Origin of the sequence: Avibacterium endocarditidis (assembly GCF_002921145.1) — a bacterium.
Lineage (GTDB): Bacteria > Pseudomonadota > Gammaproteobacteria > Enterobacterales > Pasteurellaceae > Avibacterium > Avibacterium endocarditidis.
In genome coordinates, this window is sequence record NZ_PQVI01000003.1 from 18,530 (window position 1) to 32,798 (window position 14,269).

18 protein-coding genes are annotated in these 14,269 nt (G+C 39.6%); all 18 read right to left on the reverse strand.

From position 1 onward, the window contains the following. Window positions 1-15: 15 nt before the first annotated feature. The gene (locus C3Z13_RS00435) at window positions 16-2,895 is read right to left on the reverse strand and encodes a conjugative transfer ATPase (RefSeq protein ID WP_103854639.1); all 2,880 of its coding nucleotides are present in this window, start codon (window positions 2,893-2,895) and stop codon (window positions 16-18) included. Window positions 2,896-2,903: 8 nt separating this feature from the next. Continuing rightward, a complete protein-coding gene (locus C3Z13_RS00440) occupies window positions 2,904-3,317 on the reverse strand; it encodes a TIGR03751 family conjugal transfer lipoprotein (RefSeq protein ID WP_103854640.1) in 414 nt (137 codons plus the stop codon). A gap of 14 nt (window positions 3,318-3,331) precedes the next feature. Further along, entirely contained in the window at window positions 3,332-3,706 is a 375-nt protein-coding gene (locus C3Z13_RS11985) for a hypothetical protein (protein ID WP_245872482.1), read from the reverse strand. A gap of 37 nt (window positions 3,707-3,743) precedes the next feature. Next, entirely contained in the window at window positions 3,744-4,364 is a 621-nt protein-coding gene (locus C3Z13_RS11990; protein ID WP_245872483.1) for a hypothetical protein, read from the reverse strand. A 14-nt stretch (window positions 4,365-4,378) separates the two neighbouring features. After that, a complete protein-coding gene (locus tag C3Z13_RS11995; protein ID WP_245872484.1) occupies window positions 4,379-4,738 on the reverse strand; it encodes a hypothetical protein in 360 nt (119 codons plus the stop codon). 11 nt (window positions 4,739-4,749) lie between these two features. Beyond that, complete coding sequence (locus tag C3Z13_RS00450) at window positions 4,750-5,610, reverse strand: TIGR03749 family integrating conjugative element protein (RefSeq protein WP_103854641.1); 861 nt, start codon at window positions 5,608-5,610, stop codon at window positions 4,750-4,752. Between the two features lie 10 nt (window positions 5,611-5,620). Continuing rightward, a complete protein-coding gene (locus C3Z13_RS00455; RefSeq protein ID WP_103854642.1) occupies window positions 5,621-6,259 on the reverse strand; it encodes a PFL_4703 family integrating conjugative element protein in 639 nt (212 codons plus the stop codon). 76 nt (window positions 6,260-6,335) lie between these two features. Beyond that, entirely contained in the window at window positions 6,336-6,623 is a 288-nt protein-coding gene (locus C3Z13_RS00460) for a TIGR03750 family conjugal transfer protein (RefSeq protein WP_103854643.1), read from the reverse strand. Between the two features lie 9 nt (window positions 6,624-6,632). Then, a complete protein-coding gene (locus C3Z13_RS00465; protein WP_103854644.1) occupies window positions 6,633-6,998 on the reverse strand; it encodes a TIGR03745 family integrating conjugative element membrane protein in 366 nt (121 codons plus the stop codon). A gap of 98 nt (window positions 6,999-7,096) precedes the next feature. After that, complete coding sequence (locus C3Z13_RS11480) at window positions 7,097-7,258, reverse strand: DUF3262 family protein (RefSeq protein WP_146256840.1); 162 nt, start codon at window positions 7,256-7,258, stop codon at window positions 7,097-7,099. Then, a complete protein-coding gene (locus C3Z13_RS00470) occupies window positions 7,255-7,581 on the reverse strand; it encodes an integrative conjugative element protein, RAQPRD family (protein ID WP_103854645.1) in 327 nt (108 codons plus the stop codon). The genes C3Z13_RS11480 and C3Z13_RS00470 overlap by 4 nt, the downstream gene beginning before the upstream one ends. A 330-nt stretch (window positions 7,582-7,911) precedes the next feature. Next, window positions 7,912-8,439 carry a hypothetical protein gene (locus C3Z13_RS00475; RefSeq protein WP_103854646.1) on the reverse strand — a complete coding sequence of 176 codons (528 nt, stop codon included), beginning with the start codon at window positions 8,437-8,439 and terminating at the stop codon, window positions 7,912-7,914. 43 nt (window positions 8,440-8,482) lie between these two features. Beyond that, window positions 8,483-9,172 carry a TIGR03747 family integrating conjugative element membrane protein gene (locus tag C3Z13_RS00480; RefSeq protein WP_103854647.1) on the reverse strand — a complete coding sequence of 230 codons (690 nt, stop codon included), beginning with the start codon at window positions 9,170-9,172 and terminating at the stop codon, window positions 8,483-8,485. A 1-nt stretch (window position 9,173) separates the two neighbouring features. Further along, window positions 9,174-9,503 carry a hypothetical protein gene (locus tag C3Z13_RS00485; protein WP_146256841.1) on the reverse strand — a complete coding sequence of 110 codons (330 nt, stop codon included), beginning with the start codon at window positions 9,501-9,503 and terminating at the stop codon, window positions 9,174-9,176. Further along, complete coding sequence (gene traD, locus C3Z13_RS00490; protein WP_103854649.1) at window positions 9,493-11,667, reverse strand: type IV conjugative transfer system coupling protein TraD; 2,175 nt, start codon at window positions 11,665-11,667, stop codon at window positions 9,493-9,495. The genes C3Z13_RS00485 and traD overlap by 11 nt, the downstream gene beginning before the upstream one ends. Beyond that, entirely contained in the window at window positions 11,664-12,176 is a 513-nt protein-coding gene (locus C3Z13_RS00495; protein ID WP_103854650.1) for an integrating conjugative element protein, read from the reverse strand. The genes traD and C3Z13_RS00495 overlap by 4 nt, the downstream gene beginning before the upstream one ends. 629 nt (window positions 12,177-12,805) lie before the next feature. Further along, window positions 12,806-13,522 carry a lysozyme family protein gene (locus C3Z13_RS00510; protein WP_103854653.1) on the reverse strand — a complete coding sequence of 239 codons (717 nt, stop codon included), beginning with the start codon at window positions 13,520-13,522 and terminating at the stop codon, window positions 12,806-12,808. Beyond that, entirely contained in the window at window positions 13,501-14,223 is a 723-nt protein-coding gene (locus C3Z13_RS00515) for a TIGR03759 family integrating conjugative element protein (RefSeq protein ID WP_103854654.1), read from the reverse strand. The genes C3Z13_RS00510 and C3Z13_RS00515 overlap by 22 nt, the downstream gene beginning before the upstream one ends. Window positions 14,224-14,269 lie beyond the last annotated feature (46 nt).

Here is a 14,269-nt window from a genome sequence, read left to right on the forward strand (position 1 = left end):
ATTGGCTGAGATGGGTTAATGTAAAATAGTGTGTGGCGTCTCACTGTCTATCCCCCTTGCTTTATCAATATTTTCAGCAACCTTAATTGCAGCATCGAGCTCTGAAATACCATATTGCCGCATCAGTGCTGCGCGTTCCGCTTTTTCTTCAGGTTCTGTCATCGCCAACGCTAAATATAAACTCGGTGGCACAACACGGAATAAGGCCTCCATTTTTGAGGACAACAAGACGCCTTCCGTATATTTGCGGTTCTCTTTTCTTACTGAAATAATTAAGTTAATTTGTTCATCGCTCAATTTTTTAAATCGAGACACTTGTTCTACCTCGTCTTTTTCAAGGCAAAGTAATTCCCAAAACTCAAGCATTGAAAGAAGCTTAGCCGCATCACCGGGGAAATCTTTTAAGTTTTGTGTTCCCATCCATAACCAAATACCTAGTTTACGCCACATTTTTCCAGCCTTGGTTAGAAAGCGAGCCAACATAGGATTGACGGTGATAATGTGCGACTCATCAGTGATGTTCACGATGGGACGTCCAGAAAACTGGTATTTTTCTCCCAATGAATTGATATGATTAATTAAGGAAATATACGCAATAGCAAGCTGTGCTTCATACCCCTCGCGAGCAAGAGTGGCCAAATCCACTAACGTCACATCAGCATCGGGCCAAATTACTCCTTCTCGGTTAAATAGTTCGGCCTCAAAACTGCCTTCTTGGCAAAACATCCCTATGGATTCTCCCATTTCATACGCGCGATTACGTCTTGCCTCAGGCAGAGACTCGTCTTGACTTAGCATAAAAAGGGCATCTCGAATATCTTGCGTCAGAGTTGTTCGATTTTCCGCATACGTTTTTTCTGCGGCCAAAATAATCGCTCTACGTATCATCGCTTTATCCGCACGCGTCATTTTTTCATCTTCTCTGATTTCACCACCGGTTATCATCAAGCGTGCTGCGATTTCCATCTCCCCTAAAATATCACGCTGATCGTCTCCCTCCTCATCGCTAGATGCTTCCTCATTCTCTATTTCACTTAACGATGTATCATCAATATCACGCAATATTTCTTGCTGAGCTTCAGATAAAGACGGATCGGCAATAAGTTTATGACAATCTGCAAACAGCGGAAGTGAAATTCCCCCACCTGGTTTCAATGTTACGCGATTTACACTCACCCCATAACGTTCAAGATATTCAGCCATTAACCCAAATGAGTTTCCCGCCTCAATCACAAACAATCTAGGGCGATGTATTGCCATCAATTGGGCAATCTTACCGTTAAATGTGGCCGATTTACCTGCACCTGTTGGTCCAAGGATAAGGCAATGCGCAGCTTTGGAACGATCTTCTTTGTTTAATGCATCAAAATCGAGTGGTGCACCACCTCGATTAAAATACGTAATACCTGGATGACGTGTTCCTATGCTACGCCCAAAAACGGGCATTAAATTCGCAATATGTTGCACAAAGTTAAATTTGGTATAGAGGTTTTTACTGTCATCTGCGGGATTAAAACACATTGGCAACCAACGTAAATAGCTGTTAAGTGGCGCAACTTCAGCACCCTCTCGAATCGCAACTAACCCTGTCGATTGTAACGTGGTTCTGAGTTTTCGAGAGCGACGTTTAAGCTCATCCTTGTTCTGTGCCTTTAAATAAAAGGCAAGTGAAGAACGGTATAGCTTGTGTTTTTCTTTTAAAAATTCTTTAACACGCTCACAATCTTTACGCGCATAAATAGATTCCGTATTTTCACCTAAGGCATTATCATAAATGCCTTGAATATGTAACTCTAATAAATCCTGTGGATAGACGACGACCGTCAAAGCCATCACAACCCCTTCGGGCAATAAATCAAATAACGTATTAAAGTTATCTCCGCGTTTCACTTCACCGGTCAAATGCCCGACTTCGGGTGCACGTCTAAGTGAGTCAACCATAATCACTTCGTGAGGCTGTTCATCAAATAGCCAATAATGCCCTTCGGTACGAGGTGGATTAACAAAGAGCGTTTCAGCAAAATCATTACTTAAATACAGATCATCTTTATTTTCCGTTTCTTTAATGGTGTAATGACAGGTCTTATAAAACTCTTCCGGATGATCATAAAGTTCTGGCGCGGGATTAAACCAACGTAGGAGCCACTGATGAATCGCATGACCATCTAAACGTGTTACTCGCACTCCCGCACTTAACAAGGCATTGGTCACTGTTTCACAGGTTGCGTTTAGGTCTTCTAAGGCTAACCCAAGCTCTGTATTGGCATCCACATAACGGTAGATCACCATACGCGTACGTCGTTGCTGCCCTCGCCATTGTGTTCCTGTTACGGTTTTATCCTCAAACAATCCACCTGGTTTCGATATGTCACGCAAATGTTTTGCCATAATATTGAGCCATTGTTCAGTAAATTCCGTCCCTTTGGCATTGGGTCTGACATACTCACGTAGCACTTGCTCATACTCAGCCGACATTTCATCATCCTGACAATAGAACTGGACGACCCAAGGATGTTTATCCAACTCAACAAATGAATCTTGAATGGCATTACAAACTTGCGCTCTAACCATGTTTAAATAATCGGATGATCGTCCTTCTGTTCCAATAACTGCCAATTCAAAGACGGCACCAAGAGAACGGCCATCTTCAAGCAATAAGGCTTTTTCATCATCTAAGAACTCAACCCAAGGCAATTTATCAACAATAGAGGGTTGCGGTTTATACTGTTGCAAATGTTGTGCCGTCGTATATTTTCCTTGTCGTAACAAAAATTGAGGCTTATTTGAGATGTTGTGAGAGATCTCGACTATCGCTTGAGTCTCTTCAACGCTATCCAATTGGGGCGCTATCTTCGCTTTTTTGTGCTTTGTGGTTTTAAACAGTTTTCCAAGCATAGTTACCTCTAGTAATCTCGAGTACGCTCACCAGGCTGTGCATATTGCACGCGTCCATAAAACGGAAATACGGTGGTATAACCAGGGATAGGGACTGGCTCTGCGGTATTGGATAAATGAGGAAAAACAAACATCGCTAAATCAGGATTAGGTAAGCGAGGAAATAAGTTTTTGGCTTCATTTTCCGCGGTGCGGGTATAATGATCAAACTCAGCAGATTGTGCAGCAGGACTCTCAATGGGTCTGACAAATTGTAAGGCATTACGTGCTTCGATTAAGGCTGATTGCGAACCTCCGCCTTGTTTCCACACATCCAGCATCGTTTCCCCATCTGTAGGGAGGAGTTCTTTTTGTGATGTTGAGCAAGCAATTACCCCGAAAGTACAGGTTGAAAGCACAATTATTTTTTTCAGCATAGACATAATAGTATTCCTTCTTAATCCATTTGGCGTGAACCACCTATTGTGGTGTAATTCACTTTTCGAGCCTGTCCGTCATAATCAATTTCAATTTGTTGATCAATATGTACCGCAATTTTTTGACCTGGTGGTACATAAACGGCATCAAACGTTTGACCATAACGTTGTCTTAACCAATCAGAGGTTTCTTTAAGCCCTCCGCCTAATGCTTGACCTAAAATATATTTACCTTGATTGCCTGTTACTGCACCCACAACTGAATTTCCCTCTGCGACCGTCGTCGTTTGTCCCATTGCTAATCCTTGTGCAGCTGCCTCTGCACCGGAAAGGAAAAACTGTGTCGTTAAATACTCCGGTGCATTGGTTTTACGCGTACCTGGAATACAAGGCACCCCTTCAGGGTTAGATAACCAACCAATCCCATTGTTATTATTTTGATTTTTTTTGCCCTGTCGAAGTCACAATGCGCCCATCACTGAATACAAAGGTCATACTTTCTACTTTTCCACGGACACAAGACAGCGTCCAATCGCCTGTCGCCGTTCCTGAAATGATTGCTCCTTCAACATCAGGTAACTCAATCCCATTAGCCGTTAAATTTTCTCGTCCAACTAATATTTTGAACGGATAAGGATCGGAAACACTGCCATTAAGTGGCACCCGCCCAAGCAATGCAGTCATAGAGACCGCGCCCATAAGCGTGGCGTTTCTTGGAATGGTATAAAAAGGAAAATTCACGCTTTTTTCTTTCTTTTTATAACGACTTTCTTGGCCAATAAATTCATTTGTTGCTTTACCCAGATGGGTATCATCCAACATTTTAAACGGATTAGAAAAAGTGCTTGTTTTCTGACCTTTGAAATTATTATCAACCACATTACCTTTGCTATCACGATAGACTAAGTCATCAGGTGATACCCATGTCACTGCACCCTCCATATATTGCTCATCTGAGGCAATGCCTTTGCCAATTGGAATATCAGAAGTACTTGTAGTTGTATTGACCTGTTGTTGAACGTGTTGCGATAATTGTGAAAAAACGTTGCTCAAATTGAGTCATTAATTCATTTTGTTTTTTGATTTACAGCATCTTGAATTTGACGATTTACATTAGATAAATCTCCTCTTAACGTCTGATTTTCACGTTTGAGGCGCTCATTTTCATCATTGGCTTTTTCAATATCTGAACGTACTTGTTTTAATGTCCCAACAAGTGTTTTTAGCGTATCATGTGGCGTATCACCTGCGATGATACCTAACTCTTGCTGCTCTTGCTTTGTCACGTCATAGATCACCCCTTCTGGTGTCGTGCTGATTGATTTTTCAGATTTTCCTCTTGAAAAAATGACAATCACAGTAGCGACTAATCCCAAAAAAATAACAAGAAGGAGTTTTAGCATGCCATTTGATTTATTGATATTCATTCCTTACGCTCCTACTTCTTCAATGCTTTCTTTTTTACTGTCACAATTTTCTTATTAGAGGGCACAAAATGCACCTGCGGAATAAACGCATTGCTTGGATTACCTTCTGTCACAAGATAGACAACCGTTGTATCTTCAGGCGATCCTGTTTCTCCTAGAAACGCATGTTGAAATGTGGCTGCGTAAAAATAACCTTGAAGATAGCGAGGATCTAAATCCACAGGATTTTTAGAGAGATTTTTTATACGCACAGCTGTCACGACATATTCACCTAATCCCCAACTTTCTAATGGCGTACTATGCACATATAAATTAGGTAACAATGTTGGTAGGGATTTTGGTAATTTTAGAGCGACACGACGCACACCAGGTAAAGGCTCGATGGTTCTTAATGGCGCATACAGAGATTGAGCAGCATAACGCGTTAACGCGGCCGGTATCGGTAATTGGCTTGTCAGTGACGTCATCGTCTCCTCATCTGAGACTGCTGTTTGGGGCAGATGTTTATTATTTGTTGCAACATCTTCATTAAATAAAATCCGTACAGGCTCTAAACGCCCTTTATTGGCTCGGCTACGTAGATCAATCAAGATAATCTCACCAGATTCAATATCCCGTAATTGTAATCGACTTAGCTCAAACACATCATTTGATTTTAGGTAGACAGTTCCCCCTGTGCTTTGCACGCGTAACTTGTTCTCTATCTCAGCAGGAATACCGACAGCAACATTCTTATCAACAAAAATTATCCGCTCTTCATTCACATTGAGATCAATAGTTAAAGGTATGCGCTTCCAAGGCATTAATAATTCTGCTTGCGTTAATGTGGTCGCCAAAGAAAGCAATATGGTCAGTAATAATTTAATTTTCATAGACAATTCCCTATTTTTTCTCTGAGACTGGCTCAATTTCTAATCGTTGTGGTGTTGAACGATAACAATTTAGTGCAAGTCCCCAAGGATTGGCTTCGGGATCGACATCATAACGCACCACATTTAGCGGATAACGCACTAGTACACGTTTAACGGGGTTATCCAAATAATATTCATCGGTGCTTAAATCAAGTGTCACATCCCAGCTATCTTGGCTATTGACTTTTACACGCGAATTATCAAAACCACGTCCAGGTATTTCATATACCCCACGTACACGTGAGCGAAGTTCACCTAATAAATTTCTGTTTTCATAATCTTGTTCCAAGAATCGTTGACATTGCGGCGTTAAATAAGCTTGTAAAGAGTGAATATTACGTTTATAATCATACTCACCGTCTTTCGGCCAACGATTAAGTTGCTGGAAAATATAAAATGTAAATGCATAGACCGTTGAAGGAGGAATTTCCCACCAAGCTCGAACAGAGCCTGTCCGTAAATCTGGCGGGTTATGTACGATGATGTTTCTAGGAACGGTATAAAGACCATATCCTAACCCCGTCACCACCATTAATAAAACAACAATAATGATACGCAAACTCTGGATATGAAACCGTTGACTCGTTAACTCGTGTTTATATTTACTCATTATCTGTGATTACCTTGTCCGTTTAATCGCCCAATCCTGTGCAGTAGTAATAAATTTTGAGGGAGAAAACTTGAGCTCAAAAAAATCTTTCAAGCCAGTTATCTGGTTTACCCCGTTTTAAGCGCGAAAGATAGACACCGCCAAAACGAATACTCAAAAATAAGGTGGGTACAATGGCTGTGGGTATCCAAACCCAATTACCTAAAAAGAGCACTATCACAACCCCTATTACAAACCCAATACCGAAGCCCGATATTGCAACAATAACAAGCTCTGATATTGTCATACCTCGATAGACCACAGGTGGTTTATTAAGTCTTTCAGGAATAAAGGTGATTGTTTCTGATGATAGATGCTCTTTCATACCGACTTCCTAATTCAAAATATCGACAGCCTTAGTAATTAACCAGATAATGACAACTAGAAGGATGACCCCAACGCCACAAATCATCCCAAACTCACCCCAGCTTTTTTTACCCGATCGAACTTCACCAAAGGTTTCAAGTGCGGCTGTGGCGACTTTTAAAAAAGCGATAGCACTAACGAGTAATCCACCAAAAACGATCCCATCATACGCATAGTTTTTAAGTGTTTCATAAAGCCCTGAGCCTTCACCTTTACTCGGTGCTTCCATTGTCGGTAACGCGGCAAAACTCATCTTAGTAGATGCCATAAATGCGCCTAATGAAACCAAGAGGTTAGTGGCCAGTTTTTTTATTTTTTGATATTGCTTTTTCATTGTGTATTCCTTAATTAATGATTAAAAATTAATGCAGTAAAAAATAACCCATCACTAAGCTAACCAGTGCAATACGCCCAATCATCCAACCTAATTATTTAAGGATAATTGTCCTTTTTTAGACCTTCATATGCACTTGATAAGATATAAGCCCAAACAAAGAAGAACACCGCAAAGATTATTGCCACAATAAAAATTCTGACCTCACCTGCACTGCTTCCCGCACCGATATCAAATGCTTTTATCAGTTCGTTGTTCATTGTGATGCTCTTATTTTGTTATAGTCACCAGAAAGTGTTTTAAGTTGCCTTGGATCTCGAGGTTGCGCACGATCGGTATTCAAATAATAATGAATACCCTCCTTGACTAACTCAATATCTTGGCGCGCTTTCAGATAATCAAAATAGAAACGAGCTTTAACCTGCACTTTTGATGACTGTCTAGCCTGTTGTTGTGCACGATAAAGCGCTTGTTTGGCAGATTCTAATTGTCTGAGTGCCTGATCTAGCTCAGCTTGTTCATTAGCAAAGCTGGGAACGGCAAATAGAGCTGGGAAAAGGAAAATGATTAGTGATTTACGCATTATGGTTCTCCTATCAATGAGTTACTGCAAAGGAAATAATGCAAAAATTACCTCTCAAATGTAATGATTAATTCTATTGAAATTTCAGAGAGTTTTTTAAGACGTGATATGAGAGAGCCCTATGAGAGAAAGGAATAAGCTTAATGCAAGATAAAGAAAATCATCTTGTGATTTTTATGATATGCCGTAATTTCTAAAACGCAGAGAGTGAGAAAGATACCTGCAACCAAAACAGAAAAGTAAGAGAGTAATAGCATAAACGTCACCTAATAATACAAATTTACTTGCCTATTAGGATAAACAATAAGGGTAAAAAATCGCTACATGAAACTATTTTATAATTTCGTTTAAATAATTTATAACTGTCGGAAATACAGGTAAGATAGATATTATTGATAGAATAATCCCAAATATAGCCAGCAACAAACTGCCTAATTTGTAACGTTTTTCTGAGATAAAAAGAGTATTAATGATCTCGGCTAACTGTCTAATATTTTCAGCATTATCATTCGTTTTTAATAAATTAATTTTATCCATTATATAGCTAGGGAGTTCTGAAAAATTGAACTCTTTCTGATAGTCCTTAAGTAAATCTTCAACACGCTTAGCATTATCGTCATCATTCTCAAGCTCATCTAAGTATAGTTTGGTTAACTGGTTAACTACTTGAAAGCGTTTTATCTTAATTTGATTCGATAGTGCTGTTATACTATATAAAGTCAATTTATTCTTATCAAGTAAACTTTTAGCTTTAACATAGAATGCATTATTTTTTCTTTTTTCAGACAAAGATATCACATAGACTATAATGAATAATATGAGATAAGCCCAGATTACAAAAAATTTATCATATGTCATAACTAATTCAATAAAAAAATAGTCTTGGGAAAATTATTACATATTATAAATACTTTTTAAAGTTAGAGGCTGTCAATGATATCATCAACCCAAATAGCACGGCACCAGGAATAAGGATCATATTAGGGTGTATTGCAAAGGGAATAGACAGATAAATAACCCACGCAATAAGCATAACAGGACCTACTGATTTTTTGGCATGATGATATTTAAAAGCAGACTCTCGTCCAATACCAAAACGCCTTAAATCACGTTGTACTAATCCATCAACTAACCCAACCAAGGCAACAAGAATAAATAACGGACTGGTTAATACAATAACAATCAATCTGATAATGAATGTCATCGTGACATACAAAACGGATTCAATATAAGCACGCGCATAAAACCATAGATAGGCAGAAAGACTATCGGGATTTTTTGGTGAGGTTAGCCAACTTTGAAGCCCAGTTTTCACAAACAACCAATGATGAATAAATGCTAGCATTTGCTGTGCCAGTATAACAGGATAGCTATGAATGAGGCTTTGTTGGAACCCTTCAGAAAACCAATTAAATTCAGTAAGCATCACTTGTTTGCTATGTTCAGCCCCTTGTTCTGACCAAAAATACGCAATGCCCACCCATTCAATCATAATACTAAGTAGTAAGGACGTGATAAGCACGCCAATCAGTGTACAGGGACGCGATGACGTTTGCTTGACAGGGCGTTGCGGTACATCATTGCCTTGCATATTAATGTATCCTTCCTTGTTCAAGCAACTCGCATTGAACTAAAATATCACCTTGATACTGCTTCTCAAATCGCATCCAGAAGGCAAATGCATTTTTGTTGGTTAGCCCCACCTCTGGTGCCGTCCAGAGTGATATATCAAATTGTATCAATGCATTAGCCAGCTGATGCAGTGAGTAACGACGTTCATACCAGAGAGGAAAGATGCGTTTTTCAAAAAATCGTAATCGTTCCTCATCAGACATACCACTGCTAGAGCAGAAAAAATATTGACTGTCTAAATCAATCAGACAATCAGGCACAGTTAAAACTGATACAGATTTATTCGCCATGGATATTATCATTTTCTTGCATTTCCTCGTCTTTACGTATATCAAACGTCGTTTGTCTATACTGTGATTGTTGAAAGGCCTCAAGGACATCTTGATTGGGTTTATACTCATCCACCCCTTCCCACCAAGATTGGCTTGTTTGATAGTTTTCTCGCATATACCCCACTAATTTTTGTAGGGATTCGGGCATACAATCATCTTTTCCTTTCGCGGGTAGTGGCATCCGTATTTTCCACAATTTACCACCTTCTAACAAGGCAAAGGCTTGTCCTTTTGGTAAATTAATAATATCTGAAGGAGAGATCAATTTTTGTCGGCTAGTGATCACGCGATCGCCTGTGCTTGAATTAAAATCTTTACTGTCCCCAGGATCGCTAGAGTCGGTGACATTTGACATGGCCATCACATCTAACACACTAACTTCAGGTAATTGATTTGTTAACAGTTCAGCCGTTGAAAACTCTTTAACCCGAAACATTAAAAGCGAGTTAAAGTTACCAATAATTTGCCCAGCTTTCGCTCGATTACCAATACGTGCTTCCACATCAGATAATGTCTGGGTATAGGCAATCACATTAATCCCTGCCCCTCGTGCTTTATTCAGTAATGGAATAAACTCATCGCCAATCAGTTCATTAAATTCATCAGCATGCACATTGATCACTGTTTTTTTGTTAAAAGATTGAGGGAGGCTATCATTGACTCCAAATTTATAAATATGACCTGCCATTGACACTAAGTCAGCAAACATACTGTTACCCACAGAGGCAGCTACAACTAAATCAGATAACGCATCAAGTCCCACATAAACAATGGCTTTTTTACGAATAACGGTTTCCCAATCAAAAATCGGTCTTGGATCAGAAATATCGGAATAATCAGGAGATAACAATTCTGAGACTTTCCCTGTGGTGAGTTTTTCTAATAATGGTAAAAGTGAAGCCACAATTTTATCAAAGTAAGTTTTATCATAGCGTACCGCACTACATAAACCATCTAAAATGGGTTCAAATTCTTTACTTTCTCGAATATATTGTTCAACGGCAACCACCATCGGATCACGCCCTTTCATCGCAATAGAAACGGTCTTTTGATCCAAATTCGCGGCAATTCCTGAAATAGCTAACCAAATTTGCGGATCTTTTTTGTCAAAATAGGTTTTTGCATAATCTAAAAATAACGCATCAATACTACGTACATAACGGGCAATACTCTCATAATCAGGACGAATTCCTAGGGCAACTAATGCTCGCGCGATAATATTGACAAATCGCCAAGCAAACTCTTTAAATGCAGCAGAGTTTCCTGCACCACTTAATTGCCCTGAAATCCGTGAGGCAACCTCAGTAATTTTATTAAAACGACCAATCGCATTATAACGTGCAGATACTTCGGGCCAACCAAGATGAAAGACATAGAATTCATTTTCTCGTCCGGCTCGTTTTGCTTCCGCATACATACGTAAAAGCATATCGGCATCACCCTTAGGATCGACAACGATAACCACTTCACGCTCATCAAAATTACGTCCCCGATGAATATCTTGTGTGACAAGCACTTCTGCACAACGTGTTTTACCAACCCCAGTAGTCCCTTGAACCAAAGTATGACCTGCTCTATCGACCATAGAAAGCATCACATTCATCTCCTGTAATTCAACACCGTGTAACTCCGGTTTACCTCCAACAGGTGGGAGCGGTCTAACAGGGTTAAAAACAGAGTCTGTTGCCGTTAATTTAGCTAGCATGCTTTTTTCATGTTTGCGTTCAAAAGCTCTCACAAAGTTAAATAGCCAAGAAGGTTGAATGTAAGGTCGTGCTTGAGGCAGACCACAATCATGTAAACGCTGAGTATGACGTTGCGTCCATAAAAAGCCTTTCCCCAAAAATAAGTATTTTTGACTTACGGGGATTTGTTTACTGGTTAATTCATAATGAGGTAAGCGTTTTAAATTACGGTGATAACGAAGAATTTGCCAACCTTGATAACCTCGTCTGATTCCTAGTAATGCAAAACCTGCTGCCATACCATAACCAATGTGAGGAGCTAATGCGATAGACCAAGGTGCCAAAATACAGAGTACGACTGCACCTACACAGACAGCGGAAGTATAAAGCTCAACGGGAGGTCGTAATAACGCTTCTACAAGATGTTGTTTACTCATTGTGTGATCCCATCCGCAGTAAGTAAGAAAGGATAATGATAAATCCCTAATCGTTCCGCTAAACTATCCGCAGGTGCTGGCATGAGCATAAGACCAGGGGCTAATTCTCGTAATGCTTGGAGTTCTTGTTGCGTTTCCACATTCACAACAATGCCCATTGCAGAAAGTGTCGTCAATTGCTGATAATGATCTTGCAACCAATTTTTTGAATATTCATCTGCACCAATTAAGAATAACGGCGAAGCACCGGGTAAATTGAATACTTGCGTTTCAACTTTTCCTGGAGATAGCTTATGGGAAACAACTGGTAACAATTGTGCTTCACTTACCTCTGATGGAATCGCATTAGGATGTTGAGGTGCATTGTCCGTATGAACGGGTTGGATAGGCTCATAAAATCGTACCGCACTTTCGCCGCCTAAATCGGCAAACACGGTAAGCACTGCTGAAACAGTACTAGCGCCAAAAACAAACATCGTACTCAAAATGAACGAACGAAATCGGTTCATTTATTTTCTCCTTAAAAAACACATATAGATGAAATAACCTATTACCGCAAAATTCAAACTAATGAGTAGCGTAACCCAATAAATCTGATTGAATAGGGCTTGATAGGCTAAAGGGTAACCTTGCAATCTGGCTAATTGGGCTATCGTTGTCTCAAAATAGGCAGGTGAGAAAAAATAGAGCCATACACAACCATAAACGACGAGAAAACAAATCCCAACAGTGAAAATAAATTTCATAATGGGAATAATCGATTTTTTACTCATCATTTTTCAAATCTCGCAAATTTCTCTTTTCATATTGCACAGTATAGATAATACATTTAAGACATCTAAATGTATGAAGAACGATTACAAGCGATAAGCTAAAATAAAAACACCCAAACAAAATATCGGTAATGATAGGGTAAAACTCAGTGAATGAAATTGCTTTATCAGAGTATTTCAACAAACTGTGCATCCAACAAAATAAACGCGAAGGCTAACGTGAGTACTACAATCTTTGCAACAAGGTTAAGCAAACTCATAACGGCCCCGAAGGTGCAGCGACAAGGCTCAGACTTCCAAGTATATAAATAAAGCTGAATTCTTGTTTTAATTACATCAATAACAATGTTCATCGTATCTCCTTCCTATTTAGGCTCAATCCAAACCAATGTGTTACCTTGTGGTTCAACCCAAAAAATTCCTTGATTTTTCACCGCACTTTTAGGGGTAACCCAAGCGTAGTTTTGTTCGTTTAAATGGATTAGATTATTCGCAATTTGTTTATGCAGTCGATAACGCTGGCCTTGATACGCAAGAAATTGCTTGACCGACATACCTTTACGCATACCATTGCGACGCATATTGCGAATATCTTCGGCATTCGCTCGCCCTAACAAGGCTCGATGTAATCCCTCCAAACCAATGTTATGGGCAAGATAGAGATGTTCATCAGTCGGCTTAATGCCTCGTAAGGCAAACTGTTCTAAATGCCAACGGGCTAATAAGGCCGTAGCATAGGTATTTGTGCGGTGATGACGGCGTGGATCGAATTTGGTGCCACGATTTGAGGGGGTTATTAATCGCATTCCAAGCATTTTCCCTCGCGTACTCTGTGCTAACCAATTCCAGGTTTTTTGTGTAAACTGCCCAACGCCTAATGCCCCTGTTGGCGAACGTTTTCCATACCAACCATCTTCCATCTTAATGAGACCGCGTAACATTGATTCGCTTACTTGGTAATGTTGAGCCGATTCTTTGATATATCCATCAATTTCACGACCAAATCCTGAAAATGCAAAGACAGAAGAACATAAGGATAAACTGACTAACCCCACCCTAATCAATACGCGAGAGATAACCATTGTCCATCTCCTTTGATTTGATAAGCAGCAGGCATCTTACCTTTGGCATATTTAAACCATTTGCCATTATCATGATTTAGCGTAATTTGACGGCGTCTTACCTTGTCAATATCAATATTATTTTTCACCGCCCAATCACGGATTTTGTCATCTTTTTGCTCGCTATCCACAACATAGATATCCAGCGGTACAGCTTTTGCATAATCCATAATTTTTCGTAAATCATCACGACAAGGTTCACAATCAGTTCGAGTAAAATAAATCACGCGATTTTCTGTTGAAAATACAGCGTTGCCTGCTTCATCCATCCGGAAAGGTAAAATATTTGGATAGAGTTTTTGGAATGCTTGACTATATGAAATCTGGAAAGCGATTTCTTTCTCTGCGCGTTGAAACTCTTTTTTTGCCAATAATTCGGCAAAATGTTGTCTTTCTGCCTCATTTCTTGCTTCAACCCCTAAGACAACGAGAGGATCGAGATTAGGCGTCCAAATCCCCCGAGGGCCTTTCATGATTTCTTCATAACGCATCCATTCCTCTTGAGTCAATCCCCACTCCGACCATTTATCCACTTGGATATGTTGCTCATTAATGCCATGGACATTTACCTCTTGTGAGACCACATTCTGAATATTCTGTGCCTGATTTAATGTATTCAAGGTAGTTGAATGGTTTGTCTGTATTTGTGCTAAACTTGACATCGACAGAAGATATGCAAGGAAGGAAAAAATAATGTGTGATAAGAAA